This window comes from Micromonospora sp. Llam0 (assembly GCF_003751085.1).
Classification (GTDB): domain Bacteria; phylum Actinomycetota; class Actinomycetes; order Mycobacteriales; family Micromonosporaceae; genus Micromonospora_E.
Genome location: NZ_RJJY01000001.1, coordinates 2893941 through 2919606 on the forward strand (window position 1 = coordinate 2893941; position 25666 = coordinate 2919606).

Sequence of the window (25666 nt, forward strand, 5' to 3'; positions counted from 1 at the left end):
GATTCGGCGGGCAATCCCTTGATCATTCAGGGCGGAATGGGCGTCGGCGTCTCCGGATGGCGGCTGGCCCGGGCGGTGGCCCACACCGGTCAGCTGGGGGTGGTCTCCGGGGTCGCGTTGGATGCGTTGCTCGCTCGCCGGCTGCAGGACGGCGACCGGGACGGGCGAATCCGGCGGACGCTGGCCCGATTTCCCGCCCCCGCACTGGTACAGCGCGTCGTGGAACGCTACTTCGTGCCGGGCGGGCGACCGGACGGGACGTCGTACCGGCCGGTGCCTCGGCTTGGGCTACGGCCCCGCCGCGACGGGCTGGAGCTCGCGGTGCTGGGTAACTTCGTCGAGGTGCTGCTCGCCAAGGACGGCCACCATGGACCGGTCGGGGTGAACTACCTGGAGAAGACCCAGATGGCTACACCCGCAGCGGTGTACGGCGCGATGCTCGCCGGGGTCGACTACGTGCTGATGGGTGCCGGACTGCCGACCGAGATTCCACGTCTGCTCCACGCCCTGGCCGAGCACCGCTGCGTCCGGCTGCCGGTGTCGGTCCAGGAGGCAGCGCCCGGCCAACAGTTCCACGCCTCGTTCGACCCGCAGGATCTGCTGGGTGTCGCACCTGCGGCGGTGCGGCGCCCGCGGCTGCTCGCGATCGTGTCGTCCGCCACGCTCGCGCTCTACCTGGCCCGCGACGACGCCACCCGACCGGACGGCTTCGTGGTCGAGTCGCCGGTTGCCGGCGGGCACAGCGCCCGGCCTCGCGGAGCGCTGCGGTTGACTGCCGACGGGGAGCCGGTGTACGGACCGCGCGACCGTGTCGATTTGCCGAAGATTGCCGCCCTGGGGCTGCCGTTCTGGACCGCCGGCGGGCAGTGCGGCCCCGCCGGCCTGTCCGCGGCGCACGCCTCCGGCGCCGTGGGCGTGCAGGTCGGGTCCGCGTTCGCCCTGTGCCGCGAGTCCGGCCTGGACGACAGGCTACGTCGGCGGCTGCTACACGATGCCATGCGCGGCGCCCTGGTGGTGCGCAACCGTGCCGGGGTGTCACCCACCGGCTTCCCGTTCAAGGTGGCGCATCTGCCAGGTACGGCCGCGGATGAGAGGGTCTACGCCGACCGGCCGCGCCGGTGCGACCTCGGCTACCTCCGGAGCCCGTACCAGCGGCCGGACGGCAAGGTCGGCTTCCGCTGTCCCGCTGAACCCGTCGACGAGTACCTCCGCAAGGGCGGCGTCGTGCAGGACACCGTCGGGAGCCGCTGTCTGTGCAACGGTCTCGTCGCCTCGGTGGGCCTGGGACAGCGACGACCCGACGGCTATCACGAACCCCCGCTACTCACTCTCGGGCAGGATCTGGCGTTCCTGCCGGCACTGATCGGTACCGGCGACGACTACAGCGCCGCCGATGTCGTGAACTACGTGCTCGGCACGTCGGTCGCGGGTTCATCCGATGCCTCGGGTGGACATCCGGGGCCCTCGACGGCGACCCGACCTGCTCCCGATCGATGAGCAGCACCATGGCCGGAGCGGGTGCGACCCGGTCAAGAGCGCGGCAGTACGTCCCACCTACCTGTGCTGCTACTACGCGCCCTGCAGGCCGTCGGTTTCGCGTCAGTGGCGCAGAGTACGTCGGCATCCTGGAGATCTGCGGCTCCGCTCTGGTGCTCACGGCCGCCGTGACCGGTTGACGACTTTGCGGGCGACCGCCCCGTACATGGCGATGTCCTTGTCCGCTACTCCTGGGTCCTGTGAGCCGTCCGGGCGCCACTTGTGAACCTGGACCAGGCCCGGCTCGACCAGCTCCAAGCCGTCGAAGAACGCCAGCGCCGCGGCACGATGGCGGAAGACGAGGGTCTCTCCCAGCCGGTTGTACTCCTGTTGGACCTCGGCCAACGGAATCGGGTCGAACTCATCGGTCGCGATGGACATCGCCAGGTAGCTGCCCGCTGGGAGCACGTCCAGGACCTGCCGTACGACCTGTTGCGCTACCGCGTCGTCCTCAATGAAGTGCACGACCGCGATCAGCAGCAACCCCACCGGCTGGTTCAGGTCGAGAGTCCGCAGGAGTTCCGGCGCGGAGATGATCGCCTGAGGGTCGCGCATGTCGGCCGCGACGTAGGCCGTGCGCCCCTGTGCCGTCCCCACCATCAGAGCCCGCGCGTGCGTGAGCACCAGCGGATCGTTGTCGGTGTACACGACCCGTGCGGTCGGGTCGACCGACTGCACGACCTCATGGAGATTCGGTGAGGTCGGCAGTCCGGTGCCGATGTCGAGAAACTGCCGGATCCCGTGCTCGGCCGCGAGGAAGCGCGCCACCCGGTGCATGAACTGCCGGTTGGCCTGCATGTGGGCGCGCAACGCGGGCCATATCCGCAGCGAGTTCTCGCCGGCCTCGCGGTCAGCGGCGAAGTTGTCCTTGCCGCCGAGGATGTAGTCGTAGATCCGTGCGCCGTGCGCCCGATCGGTGCGCAGATCGACCTCTCGGGCATCTTCGCCGCGATGTTCCACCAAGGCCTCCGTAAACGATGTCGTCCTCGCGCAGGCGACCCTACACGGGTCGGCCCTCACCTCCTGTGTAGACATGTCGACGCGAAGATCGCCACCACCGCCGCCCGTGCCCGGTGCGCGACCGCCCCGGCCTTGCCCGACGGCGTGAAACAAGCCAATCGGCGCAGGCTCAGGCGGGCCGGCAGCTGAGGGCCGGCCCGCCGAACCGGTTGGCCCGTCCGGATCGGTGGGATCAGATCCCGGCGCAGGTGACGGCGGCGCCGCTGCCGTTTCCAGTGCCCTGGAATCCGAAACTGGTGCTCTGACCGGCGGCCAGCCGGCCGTTGTAGCTCTGGTTCTTGACAATCCTCCCCGCCCTAAGGGACGGGGATTCCCTGGGTCGCCCCAGGGGGTTCCTGTTTCACCGACGACCGCCCCGTCCGAGAGGAGGACTCCCGGTGAGGTCTTACACCGCCTCCACAGGCAATCACGGAGAGCCCCTCCGCGAGAATGTTCCGTGCCGCGTTCACGTCCCGGTCATGGGCCTGCCCGCACCGGCAGGTCCACGACCGCACGGCCAACGGCATCCGCTCGGCCAGTACGCCACACGCGGAGCACAGTCGGGTCGACGGGAACCAGCGGTCCACGACCACCAGGTCCCGGCCGTACCAGTCGGTCTTGTAGGTCAGCATGCTGCGGAACCGCCGCCAGCCCGCATCCGAGACGGCGCGGGCCAGACTGTGATTGGCCATCATGTTGCGGACGGTCAGGTCCTCGATCACGATCGTTTGGTTTTCACGAACGAGCCGAGTGGTCAACTTGTGCAGGTGATCGCGGCGGCGGTCGGCGATCCGGGCATGAACCCGGGCCACCGCCAACCGGGCCTTGGCCCGGTTCGCCGAACCTCGGGCCTTACGCGCGAGGTTCCGCTGGGCCCGGGCCAGCCGATCGCGGTCGCGGCGTTCGTGCCTCGGGTTGGGGATCTTCTCCCCGGTGGACAGGGTGAACAGGCTGTCGAGCCCGGCGTCGACCCCCACCACGGCACCCGACGCCGGGGCCGGTTCGATCCGGTCGTCGCAGAGCAGGGACACGAACCAGCGGCCCGCCGGGTCCTGCGACACCGTCACCGTCGACGGCGCCGCACCCTCCGGCAACGGTCGGGACCAGACGATGTCCAACGGATCGGACATCTTCGCCAGGGTCAGCCGACCGTCGCGCCAGCGAAACGCACTGGCGGTGTACTCCGCCGACCGACGCGACCGCTTCCTCGACTTGAACGTCGGATACCGGGCCCGTTTCGCCCAGAAGTTGGTGAACGCGGTCTGCAGGTGCCGCAGCGCCTGCTGCAGAGGGACGCAGGAGACGTCGTTGAGGAACGCGAGGTCGTCGGTCTTCTTCCACCCGGTCAGCATCGCCGACGTCGCGTTGTAGGTGACCCGTTCCCGACGCAGGGTCCACGCCTCGCTGCGGGCGGCCAGGGCCATGTTGTAGACCAGCCGGACACAGCCGAACGTCCGGGCGAGCTCGGCCGCCTGCCCGGGGGTGGGGTAGAAGCGGTACCTGAACGCCCGCTTCACGGTCCTGGACACAGTCCACAGTCTAGCGATTCGGTCGTGAGCCGTGGGGTGGCGTGTGGGGTGGACGCCGATCCGCCCTGGCGGCGGATCGGCTTTCCCTGCCCTGCTCCGCAGGAGTTCCGTTTCCTCCCCGGCCGCAACGCCGGAGTATCCACGGAAGGAATCCGATGACCGACCACCGGGCACCGGGCACGTGGTGCAGCGACTCGTCCAGTGCCCGCTTCACCGGCTCGGCGTCGGATCCGGGCCGGATCCAGACGCTGTCGTACAGGCCCACGAAGCGCAGCGCGCTCAACGCTCTGCGTACCGCGTGACGGGACGCCTGGCCCGGGCTCGGGATCGAGAAGGACACCATCAGCCACTGGCCGGACCACTGGGGCGGGCGGGCGCCGAAGTTCAGGAAGTGCCGCATCCGCGAACGGTGCCGGGCGATCGCGGCGGGCGTGAGGTGGTAGACCGGTGGCCGCCCGGTCCCCCGGGTCGCGATGAGTCCCCGCTTGACCAGCCGGGACAACGCCGCACGGGCGCTGGACTCGCTGACCCCGAACTCAGCCAGGATCGCGATGACCGCCGCCGACGGCAGACCCGCGTCCGATGAGTCGAGATACTCACCGAGCAGGGTCGCCAGCAGATGCTGCGGGCTGGAGCCGACCTGCGCGCGGGGGATTCGAAGGTCGTCGGCGGGTTCCTCGGCGTTCACCTCACCAGACTGCACCCGCCGGGCCGGCACCGCCTCGCCGGTCAGGCCCGTCGTTCGTAGACGACGACGGGGACGCCGCCTGGGTCGACGACCACCGACCGCCGCTCGTGCGGGCCCGGCACGGGCTCCCCGACCGACGCGCCGGCGGCGGCCAACTCGGCGACGCAGCTGTCGAGGTCGTCGACTTCGACGCTGAGCAGGGTGCGGCCGACGACGGGCTGCTGTGATCCGTCGGCCAGGCCGATGGTCACCGTCCCGTCGGTGAGCGCGACGTAGCGGTCACCGTCGCGGAACCGCACCGTCAGTCCGAGCCGGGTGTAGAAGTCGACTTGGGCGGCCAGGTCCCCGGCCGGAACGATAACGTGGCCGATCCTCATCGCCGGAACCTCGGCATCACCTCGTGGGCGAACCGTTCGACGATCTCGACGGAGCGCTCGATCGGCAACCCGAGCCACTGGGCGCGGAAGACGAAGTGGTTGAAGCCGGCGGTGGCGAAGTCGGAGATCTTCGCGGCGATGTCGTCGGGAGAGCCGAAGAAGAGCGCCTTCTCCTTGATCGCCTCCCACTGGGACTCGAAGTAGTCCATGCCGTACTGGACGTACTCGCCGTAGGACCGCCGGACCGCGTCGCCGGCGATCGCGTGTGCGGCGTCGGCGGAGTCCGCGACGCACAGGTCCCGGTGGATCGGGAAGACCGCGTCCTGTTCGTCGAAACCAGCCGCGCGACGCTGTTCCCGGTATTCGGTCAGGTTTCCGATCGCCCAGTTGCGCCGCACGTTGGACGGGGCGAGCCACGGCAGGCCCTGCCGGGCGATCCGGGCGATGCCGGTCGGGCCGTTGGCGCCGACCCAGACCGGCGGGTGCGGGCGCTGCCGCGGCAGTACGCTGCACCGCACCCCGTCCAGGGTGAAGTGCCGCCCCTCGTGGTGGACGGGCTCACCGGTCCACAACCGCTGCATCACCGCCAGCGCCTCGGTCATCCGCGACACCCGGGTACGCCGGTCGATGCCGAACGAGGCGAACTCGGCGTCGCGGTAGCCGGAGCCGATGCCCAGGACGAACCGGCCGCCGGACATCTGGTCGATGGTGGCAATCTCCTCGGCCCAGTGCACCGGATGTCCGAGGGGCAGGATGAGGATGCCGGTACCGATCTGCATGCTGCCGGAATGCTCCACGAGCCGGCTCAGCAGCGGCATCGGCTGGGGTGTGGCCAGCGACGACAGATAGTGGTGGATGCCGAACACGGAGTCGTAGCCGAGGTCGCGAATGTGCTGGACGTACTCGACCGTCTCACCGATCCGCCGCTGCAGGTCGTCGCCGAGATCGTACTGGTGGTCGAGAAGGATGCCGAACTTCACGGTAGCGCCTACTTCTCGCGCGACCGGGTGTCGCTGAGCCGGAAGTACGGTGCGACCAGCCGGTCCCGGTCGGCCAGCGCCTGGCCGATGCCCTTCTCCCGGCGCTCCTTGAGGAAGTTCCAGTCCCCGTCGTCGAAGCTGACGTTGGTTGCCCAGCCGTGCCCGACCCAGCCGGTCATCGCGCCGAGGCCCTTGCCCCGGGCCTCCATGACCAGCTGCATCATCGACTTGCCCATCATCAGCGAGTCCAGCGGCATGACCGCGATCGCGTCGGCGTAGTCGTCGACCCAGCGCTGCAGTTCGTCACGTTCGACGACCTTGGTGACCAGGCCCTTGCGTTCGCCCTCTTCGGCGCCGATGGCCCGCATGGTCAGCATGACGTCCTTCATCGTGGTCAGGCCGACCTTCTCGATCCAGTGGTACATGTCCTGCGGGGCGGGACCGAGGTAGCGGAACGCCGGATGGGTGAACCGGGCGTCGGGGCTGGCGATGACGATGTCGGCCGACAGCGCGATCTGGAAGTGGCCGCCGTAGCAGTACCCCTGCACCTGGCAGATGGTCGCCTTGAGCGACTCGATGATCGGGCGGGTGAATCCGGAGCTGAGCACGTTGCGGTCGGGCAGGATGCGTTGCCGTTGCGCCGGCCGCCGCCGTGACACCTTGTCGGTGCCGGTCCGGTAGCCGATGTAGTGCCCGAGTTCGGCGGCGTCGGCGCCGGTGCCGAAGTGTTCGCCTTCGCCCTTGAACACGATGACCTTGACCCGGTCGTCGGTCTCGGCCTCGCGGACCAGATCGCCGACGCGTTCGAAGGCGGCCACCGGAATGGCGTTGAGCCGCTCGGGACGGTCGAAGGTGATGGTGGCGACCGACCGCTGCTCGTCGACGTCGTACCGGACGTACTTCGCCAGGACCTCGGGGTCGACCTCCATGTTCTCGACGTCCCACTGGTGTTCCAGAAGTTCGGCTTCGGTCTTCTTCACGGCGGGTTCCTTAGGTCAGCTGGTACGGAAGGCGGGCATCACCTCGGCGGCGAACAGCCGCAGCGAGGCGCGCAGTTTCCCGGTCGGCATACCGAGCCAGCCGGGGCGGAAGATGACGTGGTCGAAGCCCAGCTCCCGCAGGGCGGAGATCCGTTCGATGAGCAGTTCCGGCGAGCCCAGCAGCAGTGTGTTGCGGACCAGTTCGTCGAATCGGTCCCGCTGCCAGCGCAGCGCCGGGTACTCGGCGTAGGTGGCGTACTCCCGCCGGGCGTGCGGCAGCGCCTCGGTGACGGCCTGCTCGGTGCTCCGCGCGCAGTACAGCTCGACCCCGACCGGGCGCTGCACCGTCGTCGGGTCCCGGCCGTACTCGGCCAACGCCTCCTCGTAGACGGCCCGATGCTCGGGCAGGAAGCGCCGGCTCGGTGAGTTGCCCGGCGCGTACCAGGCGTCGCCGAGTCGGGCGGCCCGGCGGACCGCTTTCCGGCCGCCGGCGCCGATCCAGATCGGCGGGCCGCCCGGGGTCAGCGGCGCGACGCCGATGGTCGCGTCGGTCTGCGGGTAGAACTCGCCGTCCTGGGTGACCGCTCGTCCGGTCCACAGCGCGCGGATCAGCCGGATGCTCTCGTCGAAGCGCCGGAACCGGGTCTGCGGGTCGATTCCGAACGCGGCGAGCTCGTTTTCCCGGTAGCCGGCGCCGACGCCGAGGACCACCCGTCCGCCGGAGAGGTGGTCCAGGGTCGCGAACTCCTCCGCGACGTGTACGGGATGGAACATCGGCAGCAGCAGAATGCCGGTGCCGAGCAGCATGTCGCCGGAGCGCGGGATGAGGCTGGCCAGCATGGAGATCGGCTGCGGGGTGGCCAGGTTCGACTGGAAGTGGTTGATCGTCCACACCGAGTCGTAGCCCAGTTCAGCGGCGAGTTCGACGGTGCCGAACAGTTCGGCCAGGTGCGCGCCGAGGTCGTCGCCGTGCGGATACTGGTGCGAGGCCATGATGCCGAACTTCATCCGGACGCACCTGCCTGCGTGGCACCCGCCTGCGTCGTGGCCGGTGTGGCTCGGCTGATCTTGCCGGTGGCGCTGCGTTCCAGCGCGGTCACGAACTCGATCCGCCGGGGCGTCTTGAAGTGGGCGAGCCGGTCCCGGGCGTATGCGACGAGGCGCTGGGAGAGTTCGCTGTCGGTCACCGCGTCGTCGGGCCTGCGCACCACGAGGGCCACCGGTATCTCGCCGAGCCGGTCGTCCGGCCGGCCGAGCACCCGCACGTCGTCGACCAGCGGATGCCGGCGCAGCTCGTCCTCGATCTCCTCGGGCCAGACCTGGAAACCACCGCATTTGATCATGTCCCGTTTCCGGCCGACCAGGAACAGTACCCCGTCGTCGTCGACGTAGCCGATGTCACCGGTGTGCACCCAGCCGTCCCGGACCAGCTCGCGGGAGGCGGCGTCGTCGTCGACGTAGCCCTTGGTCAACGCGGAGCGGACCACCACCTCGCCCGGTCGGCCGCCCGGCAGTGCGGCACCGGTGTCGTCCCGGATCTCCAACTCCACCCCCGGGTAGACCCGTCCGGCGGAGCCGGGCTTCCAGCGGCCGGCCTTCATGTCCCGGCCGGTCCAGCCGGCGATGTGCCCGGCCTCGGTCGATCCGTAGTTGACCAGGATCGGCACCTGGTACCGCTCCTCGAAGGCGCGGCGCAGCGACCACGAGATGGCCTGACCGGCCACCAGGACGGACTTGACCCCGTCGAACGGCAGGTCCCGTTCGGCGTGCACGATGTCGTAGACCATCGTGGGCAGGAAGAAGAAGTTGTCGAACCGGAACCGGTCCATCAGCTCGGCGAGCCGGTCGACGCCGAACCTCTCCCAGACCACCGCCGCACGCCCGACGAAGAACGCGAACAGCAGCGAGTGCTGACCGCCGCTGTGGAACAGCGGCAGGGCGATCAGGTTCGGCCTGGCCGCCGCCGTGGCGGTGCCTTCGGCGTCGGTGCCGGTGGCGACGCGGGCCAGCCGCATCAGCGAGTCACGGGTCCCGCCGTGGGTGACGCTGACCGCCTTCGGCCGGCCGGTCGTCCCGCCGGTGAACAGCACGCAGGCCTCGGCCTGCGGGTCGACGTCGACCGCCGGCACCCGGACCTGCCGACGCCACGGCAGCGGCTCGACGTCCGCTTCCCCGACGCCGTTGGGCGCGCAGGGCCGCTCCCCGACGCCACCGGTCGCGGAGGGCGGCTGCGCGACGAGGCGGATCGGGACCCCGGTGCCGGTGCTGGCGAGTTCGGCGACCACGTCCGGGCTGCGCCCGTCGACGAGCAGCAGCCGAGGGCTGGTCTTGGCCAGCGACTCGGCGAGTTCAGCCGCGTTGTACAGACTGCTGACGGTGACCGGGACCGCGCCGATCTTCCAGCAGCCGAAGAGAAAGAAGACGATGTCCGGGCCGTTGGTCAGGTAGCAGGCGACCCGGTCGCCGGGGCCCACGCCCTCGGCCCGCAGCGCGACGGCCACCCCGCCGGCGAGCAGGTCGATCTCGTCGAACGTCCACGACCGGCCGTCCTCGCCGTACAGGCCGACGGCGTCGGCGCGGTCGACGCTACGACGTTGCAGGACACGGGCCAGATTGTCGGCGTCCGGCGGCGTGGTCACCGGGTCGGCGTTCATCGGGCAACCTCCGGCGCGGCTGGCGACGCGGGCGGCGACGCGGGTCGTGACCCGGCGAGCCGGGGGACGACCTCCGCGCCGAAGCGGGCGAGCTGCTCCATCGCCTCGGCCTGGCTGGCGCCGACGAACTGGTGCCGCAGCGAGACCTCGGTGATGCCGAGTTCGGTCTCCCAGCGCCGCAGCTTGTCGACGATCTCGTCCGCCGAGCCGACCAGGCAGTCCTGCGCGAGGTACCGGTCGATGTCCAGGGACTGGGCGTCGTCCCAGGACCGGTAACCGGCGTACTGACGCTGCAGGTGCGGTCGGACGGCCGTGACCGCGGCGGGGTAGCTGTCGCCGATGAACGCCTCCCGACTCATCGGATACTCACGGTCGAGGGTGAAGCCGCGGTCGGCGAGTTCGCCCCGGTAGACGCCGAGCAGGCGGGCGAGCTCCGCGTCGGTGCCCTTGGGACCGATGAGCCAGGGAGCGTCCAGTCGGGCGGCGCGGCGGACCGCCGGCTCGGCGAACGCGCCGATCCACAGCGGCGGGCCGCCGGGCTGCACCGGGCGCAGCGCCAGCGACGCGCCGGGGACCTCGCCCCAGCTGCCGGCGATGTCGATCGTCTCGCCGTTCCACAGCGACCGCAGGATCGGGACGTACTCACGTAGTCGACGCAGCCGGTCGGTCCACTCCACGCCGAACGCGGCGGTCTCCCGTTTGCGGTAGCCGGCGCCGAGGCCCACCGTCAACCGTCCCCGGCAGAGCACGTCGAGGGAGGCGAGATCCTCGGCGAGCGCGACCGGGTTCAGCAGCGGCGCCAGCAGCACCCCGAAGCCGATGCGTACCCGGGTGGTCGCCCGGGCGAGGTAGCCGGCCAGCGGCACCGGCTGGACGAACGCCGACCTGGCGAGGAAGTGGTGGCCGAGGTAGACGGCGTGGAAGCCGGCCGCCTCGGCGGCGGCGGCCTGGTCCAGCACCTGATCGATGCCGTCGGAGGCGCTGGTCGACGGATCGAACTGGGCGCTGAGGAAACAACTGATCCTCATCCGATGACCGCCTGGGTGGCTGAGGTCGTCAGCACCTCGTCGGTCCGGTGGTGGCCGTCGGTCCGGCGGCCCGCCTGATCCGCCGCGCGGAAGTGCGGGATCACCTTGGTGGCGAACTCCTCCATGGACTTCAGCGCGCTCCGCCGGTCGAGCGACGGGATCCGCAGCCAGCCGATGTAGTGGTTGATGCCGAGCTGCTCGCGCAGCATCTCGATGGTCTCGATGACGCGCTGCGCGGAGCCGAAGTTGCCACCGTGGGTCAGGGTCTGCTCCAGGGTCAGCAGTTCGATGTTCTTGGCGACCGCCGCGTAGTAGGACCGCTCCTGTTCGATCGCCTCCTCCGAACCCGGGATCACCTTCCCGACTGACTTGTAGTAGTTCATCGCGGCCGAGGCGGCTTCGCGCAGGCCGTCCTCGCCGTCGCCGCACCACACCTGTTGCATGAAGGGCAGTTCGTAGGTGGCGATGTCGAAACCGTTGGCCTGCATGCTCTGCCGGTAGAGGCTGAAGTTCTTCTGCATGATGCCCAACGGCGTGAAGTTCGGTGAGGTGATGATCGGTTCGCCGACCGCGCCGCGCTCCCGGAAGCTGTCCGGGGAGACCGTGCCCTGCAGGATCGGCGGACCGCCGGGGGTGAACGGCCGGGGGTAGGTCGTGACGTCGTCGAAGTGGTAGATCTCGCCGTGGTAGGAGAACTTCTCCTGGGTCAGCGCCAACCGCAGCACGTCCAGGGTCTCCTGGTAGCGCTGCTTCGACTCGGCCAGGGCGATCCCGAAGCCGGCGAACTCGGCCGGCTGGTAGCCCCGACCGACCCCGATGGTCACCCGACCGCCGCTGAGCACGTCGAGCGCCGCGATGTCCTCGGCCAGCCGCAGCGGGTGGTGCAGGGGAAGCACCAGCACGGCGGTGCCGATCGTGATCCGCTTGGTCCGCTCGGCGACGGCCATGCCGAAGTTGACCGGGCTGCCGAGGATGCCGTACTTCGAGAAGTGGTGCTCGGCCAGCCAGATCGAGTCGAAGCCGAGTTCGTCGGCCAGCTGGATCTCGTCGAGAGTCTCTCGCAGCACCTGATGGTCCGATGCCCCGTCGGCCACCGGGAACAGGTTCATGATTCCGAACTTCACGACCACTCCTCGTTTATTCCGACCAGCCGGTATGTTACCGCTGCGTTTCTGGCACTGCAAGGTCTGCGCAGGTCAGCGCACTAGTCCGTAGGTTGTCCCGGGCCCGTCCGACGCGCTTCGATCCGCAGCGCGCCGGCCCGGTGACGGTGCCACCGGCCACGGCCGGCCCGGGCGTCGAGCACCAACGCCCGACGCAGGAACAGATGCGGATCCGCTTCCATGGTGATGCCCATCCCGCCGTGCACCTGGATCCCCCGTTCGGCGGCGAAGACCGCCGCCTTCCCCGCCGCGGCCTTCGCGGCGTGCACCTGGATCCCGGCGTCCGGGCGGCGGTTGTCGACGGCCCAGGCGGCGTAGAGCGTCAGGTCCCACGCCGCCTTGCGCGCGGTGGCGGCCTCGGCCAGCTGGAACGCGACCCCCTGGAACGACCCGATCACCCGGCCGAACTGCACCCGGGTACGGGCCTGCTCGGCGGCCAGCTCGATCGCGCCCTGCGCGACGCCGCACAGCTCGGCGGCGACCACCAGCGTCGCCCGCCACAACCCGGTGCCGACCGGGTCGACCCGGTGCGGGGTGGACAGCGCCACGTCCGACAGCGGCACCGACGGGTCGAACGACCGCCGTTCGGTGACCCCAGCCTGCTCGGCGAGCGCGGCAGCGTCGGCGACCCAGACCCCGTCGGGACCGGCGACGACGAACCCGTCCGCCTGAACGGCGTACGGCACCAGGGTCCGCACCAGCGGATCCGGCACCGACCGGTCCGGCCAACCGGCCGTGGACGGCACGTCGACCGCCGGGGTGAGCACCCGGCGGCCGTCGAGGATCTCGTCGGGCAGCGGCGACGACCGCCGGTCGTCGCCGCAGAGCAGCTGTACGGCGCCCGCGTGGGCCGCGAACCGGCTCGGAACCAGCTGCTCACCGAGCACCTCGACGGCGACGAGCAGGTCGATCAGAGCCGACCCGACCCCGCCGGCCGACTCCGGCACGCCGAGCAGCCCGAAGTCGCGCAGCAGCGGCCCGTCGGCGGCACAGGGCCGCCAACCGCCCGACAGCGCGGCGCGCGCCGCGCCGGCCTGCGCCTTGGCCAGGGCCGCGACGGTTGCGCCGATCTCCTGCTGCTCCTGGGTGAATGTCGCGTGCACGCGGTCACTCCGCTCAACGTGAGCGGGGCAGGTGCAGCACCCGCTCCGCGAGAATCGACTTCTGGACTTCCTCCGTGCCGCCCTCGATCGTGTGGGCGCGGGCACGCAGGTAGCGGTGCATCCGGGCGGCGGCGCCGGCACCGTCGAGCAGCACCCCGCCGGCGTCGTCGAGCTGCACCGCGAGCCGGTTCGCGTGCTGCACCACGCCGGCCCACAGGCTCTTCAACGCCGATGTCTCCGGGCCGGGGACGCCACCGGCACGGCTCTCCGCCAGCATCCGCATCGATCCGATCCGGACCGCCTCGGCGTCGCACTGCAACGCGCCGACCGTGTCGACGACGGCGCTGTCGTCGGCCAGTCCCCGCGCTATCGCCAGATCGACGACCCGGTCCACCGCCTGGCGGGCCCACACCCACAGGTTCAGCGCCATGCTGCCGCGTTCGAAGGCGAGCGTGGTGAGCGCGACCTTCCAGCCGTTACCGACCCCGCCGAGCACGTCGGAGTCGGGGACGAACACGTCGTCGATGAACATCTCGTTGAACTCGGTGTCCCCGTTGATCATCACCAGCGGACGGACGGTGAACCGGTCCATCGGGGCCAGGAAGTAGGTGATGCCCCGGTGCCGGGGTTCCTCGGGGTCGGTTCGCGCCAGCAGCAGACACCGGGAGGCGTTGTGCGCGTTGGAGGTCCAGATCTTGGTGCCGTTGATCAGCCAGCCGCCGTCGACCCGGGTCGCGGCCGTCCGCAGACTCGCCAGGTCGGAGCCGGAGCCGGGCTCGCTGAAGCCCTGGCACCAGTACACCTCGCCGCGCAGGATGCCCGGCAGGTACCGGGCCTGCTGCTCGTCGCCGCCGTGCGCGATGATCGTCGGACCGGCCAGCATCATGCCGACGCCGTTGAGCGGGTACGGCGCGCCCCGGACCGCGGCCTCCTCGTTGAAGATCGCCTGTGCCAACGAGTCCATTCCCCGGCCGCCGTGCTCGACCGGCCAGGACAACCCGGCCCAGTTGCCGGCGCAGAGCCGCTCCTGCCACACCCGTGACCAGTGCTCACGCTCGGTCTGGGACAGCTCCTCCTGATCGGGCACGTCGCGCAACGCCTGGTCGAGCCAACTGCCGGCCGCGCGCCGGAACGCGAGGTCGCTGTCGCTGTCATCGAAGTCCACGCCGGGCTCCCCTGTCGTCGGGCACCTCACACGTCGCGGTCACGCCGACACCTCCGGGGCACGGGTGAGCCGTGCCTTGTAGAGCTTGCCGTTGGGGTCGCGGGGCAACGCCTCGCGGACGACGTACGAATGCGGACGTTTCGGCTTCGCCAGCCGTCCGGCGAGATAGGTACGGATCTGCGCGAGCGCCGTTTCGGCGTCGGGCGCGCGCTCGGTCAGCACGACGTGCGCCTGCGGCACCTCGCCGAACTCCGGATCGGGTACGCCGACGACCCCGGCGTCGGCGATCCAGTCGTGGCCGAGCAACGCGGCCTCGATCTCGGCCGGGTAGACGTTGACCCCGCCGACCAGGATCAGCTCGGCGGCCCGGCCGGTGATGTACAGGAAGCCGTCGGCGTCGACGTGGCCGACGTCCCAGACGGTCATCAGGCCGTCGCGGCGGGCGCCGTCGGTCTTGCCCGGGTCGTTGTGGTACTCGACCCGGTCGGAACCCTGACGCATGTACACGATGCCGGTCTGGCCGACCGGCACCTCGTTGCCGGCCTCGTCGAGGATCCGCAGCGTCGAGATGGAGGCCGGGCGACCGACCGTGCCCGGGTGGGCGAGCCACTCGTGCGGGCGGGCGATGGTGGTGCCGACCTCGGTCGAGCCGTAGTACTCGTAGACCACCGGGCCGAACCAGTCGAGGATGCGCTGCTTGACCTCGCGCGGGCACGGCGCGGCACCGTGCAGGACGTAGCGCAGCGAGGAGATGTCGTAGCTGTCGCGAACCTGTTGGGGCAGTTGCAGCAGCCGGTAGAAGTGGGTCGGCACCATGCTGGTGCCGGTGACCCGCCGGTCGTGGACCCGACGTAGGAAACCCTCCGGCGTCCAGCCGTCCATCAGCACCATCGTGCCGCCGGCGTGCAGAGCGCCCATCGCGGGGGTGATGTTCGCGGAGTGGTACAGCGGGGCCGAGACGAGCCAGGACCCGAACGCGGGGCGTTCCATCCCGAACTCCTGGAACAGCCACCGGTAGGTGGACGCGCCGGTGTCGGCGTCGACTCCGGCCAGGGGCCGTTTCACCCCCTTCGGGCGGCCGGTGGTGCCCGAGGTGTACATCATCAGCGACCCGGCCGGCGTCTGCTCCGGGCTGAGAGTCGACATGCCGTCGGTGAGCTGCGACAACGGACGGACGCGATCGGTGGTGGGGGATCCGTCGACGTACACCTGGGTCCCGGGCACGCCGACGGCGGCCGCGGCGGCGACGACCGGCTCCACCCGCGCGGAGCAGACGACCACCTTGGCGCCGCTGTCGGCGAGGATGTAGGCGATCTCCGGCTCGGTCAGGTGGTAGTTGAGCGTCACCAGGTAGAGCCCCGACTGCATCGCCGCCAGGTAGAGCGCGGCCATGCCGGCGCTGTTGGTCATCACCGCCGCGACCGTGTCACCGGCCCGCAGGCCCGCACGGGTACGCAGGCCGTGCGAGATCCGGTTCACCTCGGCGTACAGCTCGCCGTAGGAGATCTGCCGATCGTCGGCAGTCACGATCGCGCACAGGTCCGGCTCGGCGGCTGCCCAGAGCCGGAAGCCGGTCCGCTCGTCGCTCATCGGACTCCTTGAGTTAGATTCCGACCATCCGGTATGTTGTTGTTTCCACAGTAAGGGAGGCGTCTGACGATGTCCAGACCCGTGAACGACACGCACGCCGCCAGCTATCACGCCCGACAGATACCCGCTCCGGCCGAGGTCACCGACGGAGTCTGGGCGATCCCGGTCCCGCTGCGCGGCAGCGCACTGCGCTACGTCACCGTCTTCCTGGTCGACACCGGCGACGGCGCCGTCCTCATCGACGCCGGCTACGACCACCCGAGCTGCTGGCAGTCGTTCACCGGGTCGGTCGCCGCGATCGGCCACCGGATCGAGACGATCTCCACCGTCCTGCTCACCCACAACCACCCGGACCACATCGGCTTCGCCGCCCGGGTACGGGCGCTGTCCGGTGCCTCGGTGGTCATGGGGCGGGCCGACGACTTCGCCACCATGCGCCGCAGCAGGGGCGGCTTCCTCACCCAGCTGCGCACCGCCCTCACGGCGACCGGCGCCCCGCCCGACGTGGTCGAGGCGATGTACGCCGACGCGGTCGCGGTCACCGCGCACCACGAGGACCTGCGGATCGACCTGGCCGTGGCCGACGAGACCGAGTTCCGGTTCGGCGACGCGACCATCCGCGCCGTACCGGCCCCGGGGCACACCTACGGGCACACCGTCTACGTCGACACCCGCGGCCTGGTCTTCACCGGCGACACGATGATGCCCGAGGGCCCCACCCAGCTCGCGATCGTCAGCCGCGCCGACGACGACCCGGCGGCCGACCTGTTCCGGACGCTGGAACGCATCCGTGACCTCGGCGCGACGATCGCCTGCCCGGCCCACCAGTTCCCGTACCGCGACGTCGCGGCCCGCGCCGACGAGCTGACCGCCTTCCACCGTGCCGAGGTCGCCGCCGTCGACGCTCTGGCCGGGACCGACGGAAAGGCCACCGCCTGGGACGTCGCCCGGCGGATGCGATGGCGCAGGCCCTGGGACGAACTCGGCCGGGGCACCCAACGGTTCTCCCTCGTCCATGCCCAGGCGCTGCTGCGGCACACCGCGGGCGTCCACCGGTAGTCGTCAGTCGCGTCGCGGCCGGTCGTACGTCCAGTCCGGGCGCGCCGACGACCGCAGCTCCCGCAGACTGCGCTTCAGCACCTTGCCGGAGGGATTCGTCGGAAACTCGTCCACCACGTAGATCTCCTTCGGCACCTTGAAGCCGCCGAGGCGCTGCCGGGCGTGCGCGATCAGCGACTCGGCTTCCAGGCCGGGCCGGCCGATCACGAACGCCACCGGGACCTCCAGCCACACCGGATGCGGCGCCGCCACCACCGACGCGGCCAGCACCAGCGGGTGGTCGGCCAGCACGTTCTCGATCTCGGCGCTGGACATGTTCTCCCCACCGCTGCGGATCATGTCCTTGAGCCGGTCCCGGATGTACAGGTAGCCGTCGGCGTCGAAGCGACCGATGTCGCCGGTGTGGAACCATCCGTCGCGCCACGCCGCTCCGGTCGCCTGCGGATCGTCGAGATAGCCGGGGCTCACCTTCGGGCCGCGCGCGATCACCTCGCCGTCGTCACCGACCAGCACGTCGTTGCCGTCCGCGTCGACCACCCGCACCTGGACCCACGACACGGGCAGACCGACCGACCCCTGCTTGGACCGCATGTGCGCCTCGTCCAGATACGTCAGGGCGCTGCACGTCTCGGTCAGACCGTAACCCTCGATCAGCCGGGCGTCCGGGAAGAGCTCCCGCGCCACGGCGAACAACGCCGACGTGACCTGCGAGTAGATGACCCACCGCACCGAGGACAGGTCGGCGGCGGCGACGTCGGCCGCACGGCGGACCATGTCGAGCATCGTCGCCGCCATCACCATGCCGGTGATCCGCTCGGTCTCGATCGCCCGCAGCACCGCCGCCGGCTCGAACCGCCGGTGCAGCACCATCGTGCCGCCGACATGCCAGATACCGAAGCCCGGCAGGTCGGTGCCGCCAACGTGGTACAGCGGTGCGAAGTTGAGGATCCGGTCGCTCGACCGCAGCCCGAGCTCGACGATCTGGGCGTGCATGTTCATGTTCACGTTGCCGTGGGTGAGCAGCACTCCCTTGGGCAGCCCGGTCGTGCCGGAGGTGTAGACGATCCGGTGCAGGGCCGCGTCGTCGAGATCGGCGTCGGTGACCCGGGCACCCCGGTGGGCCTCGATCACCGCCCGCACGTCGACCCAGCCGTCGGCGATCGGTTCCAGCGCGAACCGGCGTACGGCAGCCGCCGGGCCGGCGCCCGCCCCGGTCAGGGCGGCCTCCGTCAAGGCGGCGTCGGTCAGCGCGGCGAACTCCGGGACCGTGGCGACCGCCTCGACCCGCGCGTGCCGCAGCAGCTGGGCCAGCTCCCCTGCGGTGAGCCGGTAGTTCAGTGGCACGAAGACCGCGCCGAGCTTCGACAACGCCAGCGACAGCAGCAGAAACTCGGGCACGTTGTTCGAGATGATCGCCACTCGGGCGTCGCGGCGGATCCCCTCGGCCGCCAGACCCGCGGCCAGGGCCTCGACGTCGGCGGCGAGCTGGCGGTGGGTCCACCGCCGGTCCTCGAAGACCAGCGCGTCGGCGTCGGCGAACCGCCGGGCGTTGCCGGCCAGCATCGCGGCGACGTTCGCCGTACTCATCCGGTCACCGCCGTCTCCCGCAGCTGCTTCTTGAGCACCTTGCCGGAGTCGTTGCGCGGCAACGACGTCACGATCTGCACGTACTTCGGCACCTTGTACCGGGCCAGTTCGGCCCGGCAGTGCTCGCGGATCCCCTCCGCCGTGGTGGTCGCGTCGGCGCGCAGGATCACGTACGCCTTCGGGACCTCGTCCCAGGTCGGGTCCGGCACCCCGACGACGGCGACCTCGCTGACATCGGGATGCCCGGCGATGACCCGTTCGACCTCAGCGCTGGCGATGTTCTCCCCACCGGACTTGATCAGGTCGGCGCGGCGGTCGACGAACCACAGGTAGCCGTCGGCGTCGATCCGCCCGACGTCACCGGTCAGGAACCAACCGTCCCGGCGGGTCCGCCGGTTCGCCTCGTCGTCGTTCCAGTAGCCGGGTGAGATCTTCTCGCCCCGGATGATGATCTCCCCCTCGACACCGGGCGGCACCGGCTGGAAGTGCTCATCGACGATCCGGATGTGCACCCCCGGAAACGGCGCGCCGAGCGCGCCGACCTTGCTCTGTTCGTGGGCGGCGTCCAGGTAGCAGACGCCGTTGCACAGCTCGGTCATGCCGAAGGTGTCCACCAGCCGTACGTGCGGCAGCCGGCGTTTCACCTCGCGCCGCACGCTGGGCGCGACCCCGGCGAAGAGCAGGTAACGCAGCGACCCGAGGTCCGACTGGTCGTCGCGGTCGAGCAGGCCGAAGAGGATCTGCGCGGCCAGGACCATGCCGGTGATCCGCTCCCGGGCCACGGTCCGGGCGATGTCGGTGGCCTTGAACGTCGGGGTCAGCACCATCGTCGCGCCCGCCACGAACGTCGCCAGACCAGGTGCCTCCAGACCGCTGACGTGGAACAGCGGCGCCGAGACGAGGATCCGGTCGGCTGCGGTGAGCTCCAGTTCGAGCACCTGCGCCAGGTGGTTCGCCGTCAGGTTGCCGCAGGTGTGGATCACGCCCTTGGGCCGTGCGGTGGTGCCGGAGGTGTAGAGCAGCCGGTGCACGTCGGTGGTGGTCTTCTCGGCGTCCGGCACCCGCACGCCGGGCGGCTGCGCGGCGAGCAGATCGGCCAGCCGACGGGCGTCGGCGACGGCCCGGGCACCGTTGGCCACGACGGTCCGCAGCCCGGTCGTAGCCACCAAGGTGGCGGCGGTGTCGGCGAAATCGTCGTCGTAGATCAGCCCGGTGACGCCGGCCTGGTCGATGACGTACGCCTGCTCGTGGGGGTGCAGCCGCCAGTTGAGCGGAACCGAGACCGCACCGAGACGGCTCAGCGCCAGCAGCTCGATGACGTAGGTGGCGGTGTTGCGGCCGAGCACCCCGACCAGGTCACCGTCGGCGATGCCGGCGTCGCGCAGTGCCGCCGCGTGCCGGTCGACGTCGGCGTCCAGTTCGGCGTACGTCCAGCGGGAATCCCCGTCGACCAGTGCCTCCCGGTCGGCGCGGCGCAGCGCCTGCCGGCGCAGCGTTTCGGTGAAGTTGCTGGTCGCCATCAGTTGCCGCCCTCCCGCCGCCGGGCCAGGATCTCCTCCCGGGACGGCAGCGCCACGAACTCCAGCAGGTTGCCGTCGAGGTCGCGGGCCGCGAAGGCGGTGATCGGCCCGTAGTTGTCGAGCAGGACCTGGTTCGGCGGGCTCAGACACTGCGCGCCCAGCTCGACCAGTCGTACGTGCAGTTCGTCCATCTCCGCCAGCGGCACCGCGAAGCTGAGCAGGAAGGTGCCCAGCTCCAGGTGTCCACCGGTCGCCGTCCGGGTCGCGGTGCCGTTCCACTCGATCAGTTCCAGCTGACCGATCTGGCTCGGCCCCTGCAGGTACTGGACCCGGCCGGTGGTGCCGGCGGGCAGGCCCAGCGACACCTCGATGCCGGGGCCGGCGACGTCGGCCCGCAGCGTCCGGCGGTAGCCCAGCGCCTTCTCGTAGAAGTCCGCGGCGCGGTCGACGTCGGAGACGGTCACGGCCACGTGGTGTACCTCGCTCACCGGCATGGTGGCTCCCTTCCTTGACGCGGCTCAGGCGGTTGGACCGGCTGGTCCGGACAGGGCCCGCTGGATCAGCGTGACCTCGTCGGCGCCGCTGTCCGGGACGATGAAGTCGTCGAGCCGGCAGATCTCGTCGATCGACGCGCTGATGTCGTCGGGCGAGACCGGCTCGGCCCCGCCGTACCAGCCGGGGGTGACGCCGAGGAAGATCCGCCCGACCCGGCCGCCGCCGACGGTGAGGATGTGCCGGTTGAGCTGGCACTGCCCGGAGGCGAGGTAGGTCGCCACCGCGGCGACGTGCCGGGGGTCGAACCGGTCGGTCAGCTCACCGAGAAGATTCTCGGTCATCCGGGTCGCGGCGGTCGGTGCGATCGCGTTCACCAGGATGCCCCGGCGGGCTCCTTCCAGCGCGAGCACGTTCATCAGCCCGATCAGGCCGGCCTTGGCGGCCCCGTAGTTGGCCTGGCCGAAGTTGCCGAACAGCCCGGACGAGGAGCTGGTCAGCACGATCCGCCCGTACCCCCGCTCGGCCATCTGCCGCCACGCGGGCCGCAGCACATGGAACGCACCGGCGAGGTGCACGTCGAGGACCGCGGTGACGTCCTCCTCGCGCATCTTGGCCAGCGTGCCGTCCCGCAGGATGCCGGCGTTGTGGATCACCGCGTCGATCCGGCCGTACTCTCCAACGGCCCGGGCGACGAGGTCGGCGCCGCCGGCGGCGGTGGCGACCGAGTCGGTCGACGCGACCGCGACACCGCCGGCGGCGCGGATCTCCTCGACCACCCGCTGCGCCGCACCGGAGGAACCCGAGCCGTCCACCGCCCCGCCGAGGTCGTTGACGACGACGCGGGCACCGCGTTCGGCCAGCAGCAGGGCGTGCGCCCGGCCGATCCCGTTGCCGGCGCCGGTGACGACGACGACCTGCCCGTCGAGGCGCACCTCGGCGCTCACCGCTGGCTCCCCAGCACCGCGACGAACGCCACGCAGGAACCGGGCTGCCCGCCGAGGTTCTGCGCGAGAGCCAACCGGGCGTCGGGCACCTGGCGGGCGCCGGCCGCACCCCGCAGCTGGGTGAAGCACTCGAACATCATCCGCAGCCCGGTGGCGCCGATCGGGTGGCCGAACGACTTGAGACCGCCGTCGGTGTTGACCGGCAACGCGCCGCCGAGGTCGTACCGGCCGTCGAGGATGTCCCGCCAGGCCTTGCCCCGCTCGGAGAAGCCTAGGTCCTCCATCAGCACCACCTCCGTCGGAGTGAAACAGTCGTGCACCTCGGCCAGCGAGATCTGTGTCGCCGGGTCGGTGACGCCCGCCTGGTCGTAGGCCTGTCGCGCCGCCCGCACCACCTCCGGGAAGGTGGTGAAGTCGTAGCCGTCGGTGGCCAGGCCCGCGCCCGAGCCGGCGACGAACCCCATCCCGCGCAGGAACACCGGCTTGTCGGTGTAGCGGTAGGCGTCCTCGGCGCGGACCAGGATGGCCGCGGCGGCACCGTCGGACACGCCCGAGCAGTCCAGCACGCCGAGCTGACCGGCGATACGTGGCGCGTTCTCGACGGTCTCGGCGGAGACGGCCTTACGGAACTGGGCGCGTTCGTTCAACGCGCCGTTCGCGTGGTTCTTCGTCGCGACCCTGGTGAGCGCGTCGCGCATGTCCCGCGCCCCGACGCCGTACGCCTGCTGGTAGGCGGGGGCGAGCAGGGAGAACCCGGCGGGCGCGGTCCAGTCGACGTCGGTGCCGTCGGCCGGTGGGTAGACGGCGGCCAGACCGGAGTACGCCGAATCCTTCAGCTTCTCCACACCGGTCGCCATGACCATGTCGTACGCCCCGGAGGCGACCGCGAACGCCGCGTTGCGCAGCGACTCCGAGCCGGTGGCGCAGTAGTTCTCCACCCGGGTCACCGGCTTGCCGACCAGGCGCAACGGCCGGGCCAGGGTCTGCCCGGACATCCCGGAGCCCTGGGTGCCCACCCAGAACGCGTCGATGCCGTCGAGGGTGACACCGGACAGCGACCCGACGCACTCGTGCACCGCGTCGACCAGCAGATCATCGGCGGAACGGTGCCAGTGGTCACGGAACGGGGTGCAGCCCATCGCGACGATCGCGACGTCGTGGGCCATCCGCCTACTGGCCATCGGTGGCCTCCTTCCGTGGCCGGAGTTTCCAGAAGTAGTTTGGGATCGAATCGGTGGTCCACAGCCGCCGGAACGTCGGCGTCATCGCCATGCCCACCGCCACGTCGCCCGGCGCGACGTCGGTCGCGTACGTGCTGAGCCGGCCGCCGCCGTCGACATCGGCGACGACGACCGCGACCTCCGGCTCCGGCATGGTGGTCAGGTGGTCCCTGGTCACCGAGACCACCCGGGCGGTCTTGTCCCGCAGCGGGACCGTCGCTGGCGTCTGCCCCGTCGCGGCGGTGCCGCAGGAGGCGCAGACCTTGGCCGGCGGCGTGGTGACCTTCGCGCAGGCGTCGCACCGGCTGCCCTCCAGCCGGAACTTCCAGCCGGACCGGCGGAACATCGGCGGCGACGCCGGTGCCGGCGAAGCGGGCCGGGCCGGGCCCTGCACGTCCAGCAGTCCGCGCCAGCGCAGGTAGCGGCCGTAACCGACGGCTTGCCGGGCGGCGAGCTGCTGCCGTACGGACGCCCCGCCGCGCGCCGCCCGCACCCCGTCGCCGACCCGCCAGACGAAGGCGTCGGCGCCCTCGGTCGCCGACAGCAACAGGATCGTCCGGCCGGGCTGCGCCTCGTCGAGCGCGGCGGCGAGCAGCAGTCCGGGGTGGGCGGCGCCGGTGAAGCCGGTGGCCCGTTCGACCTTCGCGTCGGCTCCCGACCCGCCCAGCGTACGGCGCAGCGCCGCGGCGGCGCGGGCGTTCGACGACGACACGACGACCTCGTCGACGGCGTCCAGGCCGGCGAGGGTGAAGGCGCGGCGGGCCGCGGCGAGGCCGGCGGTGACGAGGACGTCGGCGGTGAACCGTTCGTCCCAGACACGGTCGTGCCGGTCTCCGGGCAGCCGCCACCGTTCCAGGATCTCGGTGGTGTGTCCGGCGCGGGCGAGCAGCGTCGCGGCGCTGGTGCCGCCGCCGACGAACGCTGCGGCGCCGTCGCCCTGGGCGAGCTCGTCCGGTGCCCCCGGGCGGGTGGTCCGCAGGTCGGCCAGCACCGCCGCGGCGCCGGTACACGCGACGAGGTCGAGGGCGGTCGCGCCGCAGCGGTGTCCGCGCAGATCGACCGCGCCGACGGCCGGATCGAGCCCGAGCGCGGCGTGCACGACCCCGGCCGAGGTCTTCGCCTCGTACGGCGCGCTGGTGGTGGCGAGCAGCAGCTGCCGACCGGCGGGGTCGTCGGCGGTGAGGTGTCGCATCGCCTCGACGGCCATGGTGACGGTGTCCTCGTCGAAGGCGGCGACGCCGCGCACCGGTCCGCCCGGCCTGGGTGGTCCGGACCCGTCGAGTCGGTTGTCGTGCAGGGCGTACGCCGGCAGGTGTACCGCGTAGCCGTCGATGCCGGGCTGGTCAGGCATGGTGTCGCGGTTCTCCTTCAACTCCACGAGGGGATGGCGGCGAGCAGTCGTCGGGTGTACTCCTGTTGCGGCTCGTCCAGGACCTGATCGGCCGCACCCTGTTCGACGACCCGGCCGCCGCTCATCACCGCGATCCGGTCACAGAGGTCGCTGGCGAGCATCAGGTCGTGGGTGACGAAGAGCAGGCCGATGCCGAGTTCGTCGACCAGGGTGCGGAACAGCCCGACGACCTTGGTCTGGGTGGTGACGTCGAGGGCGGTGGTGCACTCGTCGGCGATCACCAGCGCCGGACGGGTGACGACGGCCAGCCCGATGGCGACCCGCTGGCGCAGCCCGCCGGAGAGCTGGTGCGGGTAGCTGCCCAGCACCCGGGCCGGGTCGGTGATGCGCATCTGTGCCAGGACCTCCACCGAGCGGCGCTCGACCTCGGCCCGGGTGATGCCCCGGACGTGGCGGCGCAGCACCTCGGCGAGCTGGGTGCCGACCTTCATCAGCGGGTTCAACGACCGGGAGGCGTCCTGGAAGACCATGCCCACGGCGCTGCCCCGGACCCGGTCGGTGCGGTCCACGCCGGGGGCCACCACCTCGTCGCCGGCGAGCGTGACCCGGCCCTGTTCGACATCGACGTTGCGTTCGAGCAGCCCGACGACGGTGCGGGCCAGGGTGGTCTTGCCGCTGCCGGACTCGCCGACGACGCCGACGATGCGGCCCCGGTCGACGTCGATGTCGACGTCGTCGAGCAGGCGCAGGTCGCCGCCGGCGAGTCGGGCGACGACGGACAGGCCGCAGATGCTCAGCAGCGCGGTCATCGGCGCCTCTTCCGTGGGTCGTGGTGGGTGAGCAGCGCGTCGCCCAGCAGGTTGACCAGCAGCACCAGCAGGGTGATGGCGAGCCCGGGGAAGAGCGCGATCCACCAGGCCTGGCTCAGCTCGTCCTGGCCGGAGGCGAGCATCGACCCCCAGCTGACACTCGGTGGCGGTACGCCGAGGCCGAGGAAGCTCAACGCGCTCTCGATCAGGATCGCCGTGCCGACCTGGAGGGTGCCGAGCGCGACGACCGTGCCGGCGAGGTTGGGCAGGACGTGTCGGAAGACGATCCGCGCCTCCGACGCGCCGGCCGCCCGCAGGCCGGTGACGAACTGCCGCTCGCGGATCGCCAGGGTCGCCGACCGGGTGACCCGGGCGCAGACCGCCCACCCGGTCAGCGCCAGCACCAGGAACAGCACCGGCAGCGAACTGCCCCGGTTCGAGATGATCGCGAGGGCGACCAGGATGAACGGCAGGGCCAGCTGGGCGTCGATGAGCACCGAGATGACCCGGTCGACCCAGCCGCGGAAGTAGCCGGCCAGCACGCCGAGCAGGGTGCCGGGGCCGATGGCGACCAGCGCGCCGACCAGGCCGATCAGAATGGTCAGCCGGCCGGCGGAGACGAACTGGGTGAGGACGTCCTGGCCGAGCTTGTCGGTGCCGAGCGGGTGCGCCCAGGTTCCGCCGTCGAGGAAGGCGGGCGGTCGCCGGGTCGCCGCCAGGTCCTGCCCGGTGTCGGGCAGCAGTCCGGTCAGCGGCAGCACCAGCACCAGGCCGGCGACGACCACCAGCGGCAGGGACAGCCAGAACACCGAGGTACGGGACCGCCGTACCGGGCGTCGTGGCGGTTGCGCCGCCGGCGGCGCCGGGTGCAGATCGGATCGGCTCACGG

24 protein-coding genes are annotated in these 25666 nt (G+C 71.1%); 2 read left to right on the forward strand and 22 right to left on the reverse strand.

All coding sequences use genetic code 11. The annotated features are described in order from the left end of the window. Positions 1-36 precede the first annotated feature (36 nt). The gene (locus EDC02_RS12715; RefSeq protein WP_123602126.1) at positions 37-1497 is read left to right on the forward strand and encodes a nitronate monooxygenase; all 1461 of its coding nucleotides are present in this window, start codon (positions 37-39) and stop codon (positions 1495-1497) included. A gap of 156 nt (positions 1498-1653) precedes the next feature. On the opposite strand, the gene EDC02_RS12720 is transcribed toward EDC02_RS12715, so the two are convergent. From EDC02_RS12720 to EDC02_RS12785, 14 genes are all read right to left on the reverse strand, one after another. Beyond that, entirely contained in the window at positions 1654-2649 is a 996-nt protein-coding gene (locus EDC02_RS12720; RefSeq protein ID WP_233605889.1) for an SAM-dependent methyltransferase, read from the reverse strand. A gap of 79 nt (positions 2650-2728) precedes the next feature. Continuing rightward, the gene (locus EDC02_RS42800; RefSeq protein ID WP_370461531.1) at positions 2729-2884 is read right to left on the reverse strand and encodes a cellulose binding domain-containing protein; all 156 of its coding nucleotides are present in this window, start codon (positions 2882-2884) and stop codon (positions 2729-2731) included. Next, positions 2853-4064, reverse strand: a complete 1212-nt coding sequence (locus EDC02_RS12730; protein WP_123602128.1) for an RNA-guided endonuclease TnpB family protein — start codon at positions 4062-4064, stop codon at positions 2853-2855. The genes EDC02_RS42800 and EDC02_RS12730 overlap by 32 nt, the downstream gene beginning before the upstream one ends. 10 nt (positions 4065-4074) lie before the next feature. Continuing rightward, positions 4075-4752, reverse strand: a complete 678-nt coding sequence (locus EDC02_RS12735) for a hypothetical protein (protein ID WP_233605890.1) — start codon at positions 4750-4752, stop codon at positions 4075-4077. Positions 4753-4793: 41 nt separating this feature from the next. Next, entirely contained in the window at positions 4794-5129 is a 336-nt protein-coding gene (locus EDC02_RS12740) for a VOC family protein (protein ID WP_199757623.1), read from the reverse strand. Next, positions 5126-6109, reverse strand: coding sequence for an LLM class flavin-dependent oxidoreductase (locus EDC02_RS12745; RefSeq protein WP_158632179.1), 984 nt, complete (start codon positions 6107-6109; stop codon positions 5126-5128). The genes EDC02_RS12740 and EDC02_RS12745 overlap by 4 nt, the downstream gene beginning before the upstream one ends. An 8-nt stretch (positions 6110-6117) precedes the next feature. Then, positions 6118-7089, reverse strand: coding sequence for an enoyl-CoA hydratase/isomerase family protein (locus EDC02_RS12750; protein ID WP_123602130.1), 972 nt, complete (start codon positions 7087-7089; stop codon positions 6118-6120). Between the two features lie 15 nt (positions 7090-7104). Then, the gene (locus tag EDC02_RS12755; protein ID WP_123602131.1) at positions 7105-8097 is read right to left on the reverse strand and encodes an LLM class flavin-dependent oxidoreductase; all 993 of its coding nucleotides are present in this window, start codon (positions 8095-8097) and stop codon (positions 7105-7107) included. Then, positions 8094-9743, reverse strand: coding sequence for a class I adenylate-forming enzyme family protein (locus EDC02_RS12760; RefSeq protein WP_123602132.1), 1650 nt, complete (start codon positions 9741-9743; stop codon positions 8094-8096). Before EDC02_RS12760 ends, EDC02_RS12755 begins: the two co-directional genes overlap by 4 nt. Beyond that, entirely contained in the window at positions 9740-10771 is a 1032-nt protein-coding gene (locus EDC02_RS12765) for an LLM class flavin-dependent oxidoreductase (RefSeq protein WP_123602133.1), read from the reverse strand. The genes EDC02_RS12760 and EDC02_RS12765 overlap by 4 nt, the downstream gene beginning before the upstream one ends. Beyond that, a complete protein-coding gene (locus EDC02_RS12770; RefSeq protein WP_148083442.1) occupies positions 10768-11895 on the reverse strand; it encodes an LLM class flavin-dependent oxidoreductase in 1128 nt (375 codons plus the stop codon). The genes EDC02_RS12765 and EDC02_RS12770 overlap by 4 nt, the downstream gene beginning before the upstream one ends. 80 nt (positions 11896-11975) lie before the next feature. After that, positions 11976-13037, reverse strand: a complete 1062-nt coding sequence (locus EDC02_RS12775) for an acyl-CoA dehydrogenase family protein (RefSeq protein WP_123602135.1) — start codon at positions 13035-13037, stop codon at positions 11976-11978. Positions 13038-13050: 13 nt separating this feature from the next. Then, positions 13051-14202: an acyl-CoA dehydrogenase family protein gene (locus tag EDC02_RS12780; RefSeq protein ID WP_158632180.1), complete on the reverse strand. Its 1152-nt coding sequence runs from the start codon at positions 14200-14202 to the stop codon at positions 13051-13053. A gap of 39 nt (positions 14203-14241) precedes the next feature. Then, positions 14242-15792: an AMP-binding protein gene (locus EDC02_RS12785; RefSeq protein ID WP_123602137.1), complete on the reverse strand. Its 1551-nt coding sequence runs from the start codon at positions 15790-15792 to the stop codon at positions 14242-14244. A 69-nt stretch (positions 15793-15861) separates the two neighbouring features. On the opposite strand from EDC02_RS12785, the gene EDC02_RS12790 reads away from it, so the two are divergent. Next, entirely contained in the window at positions 15862-16851 is a 990-nt protein-coding gene (locus tag EDC02_RS12790; protein WP_123602138.1) for an MBL fold metallo-hydrolase, read from the forward strand. Positions 16852-16854: 3 nt separating this feature from the next. Here EDC02_RS12790 and EDC02_RS12795 read toward each other — a convergent pair whose 3' ends face one another. Genes EDC02_RS12795 through EDC02_RS12830 form a run of 8 tightly spaced genes read right to left on the reverse strand, consistent with a single transcriptional unit; the run spans position 16855 to position 25664 of the window. Further along, complete coding sequence (locus tag EDC02_RS12795; RefSeq protein ID WP_123602139.1) at positions 16855-18438, reverse strand: class I adenylate-forming enzyme family protein; 1584 nt, start codon at positions 18436-18438, stop codon at positions 16855-16857. Further along, positions 18435-19958 carry a class I adenylate-forming enzyme family protein gene (locus EDC02_RS12800; RefSeq protein ID WP_123602140.1) on the reverse strand — a complete coding sequence of 508 codons (1524 nt, stop codon included), beginning with the start codon at positions 19956-19958 and terminating at the stop codon, positions 18435-18437. Before EDC02_RS12800 ends, EDC02_RS12795 begins: the two co-directional genes overlap by 4 nt. Then, positions 19958-20446, reverse strand: a complete 489-nt coding sequence (locus tag EDC02_RS12805; RefSeq protein WP_158632181.1) for a VOC family protein — start codon at positions 20444-20446, stop codon at positions 19958-19960. Before EDC02_RS12805 ends, EDC02_RS12800 begins: the two co-directional genes overlap by 1 nt. 30 nt (positions 20447-20476) lie before the next feature. After that, positions 20477-21397 carry an SDR family NAD(P)-dependent oxidoreductase gene (locus EDC02_RS12810; protein WP_199757624.1) on the reverse strand — a complete coding sequence of 307 codons (921 nt, stop codon included), beginning with the start codon at positions 21395-21397 and terminating at the stop codon, positions 20477-20479. Continuing rightward, a complete protein-coding gene (locus EDC02_RS12815; protein ID WP_123602142.1) occupies positions 21394-22578 on the reverse strand; it encodes an acetyl-CoA acetyltransferase in 1185 nt (394 codons plus the stop codon). The genes EDC02_RS12810 and EDC02_RS12815 overlap by 4 nt, the downstream gene beginning before the upstream one ends. Next, positions 22568-23968, reverse strand: coding sequence for a zinc ribbon domain-containing protein (locus EDC02_RS12820; RefSeq protein ID WP_148083443.1), 1401 nt, complete (start codon positions 23966-23968; stop codon positions 22568-22570). Before EDC02_RS12820 ends, EDC02_RS12815 begins: the two co-directional genes overlap by 11 nt. Before the next feature lie 17 nt (positions 23969-23985). Beyond that, positions 23986-24777 carry an ABC transporter ATP-binding protein gene (locus EDC02_RS12825; protein WP_123602144.1) on the reverse strand — a complete coding sequence of 264 codons (792 nt, stop codon included), beginning with the start codon at positions 24775-24777 and terminating at the stop codon, positions 23986-23988. Continuing rightward, the gene (locus EDC02_RS12830) at positions 24774-25664 is read right to left on the reverse strand and encodes an ABC transporter permease (protein ID WP_148083444.1); all 891 of its coding nucleotides are present in this window, start codon (positions 25662-25664) and stop codon (positions 24774-24776) included. The genes EDC02_RS12825 and EDC02_RS12830 overlap by 4 nt, the downstream gene beginning before the upstream one ends. Positions 25665-25666 lie beyond the last annotated feature (2 nt).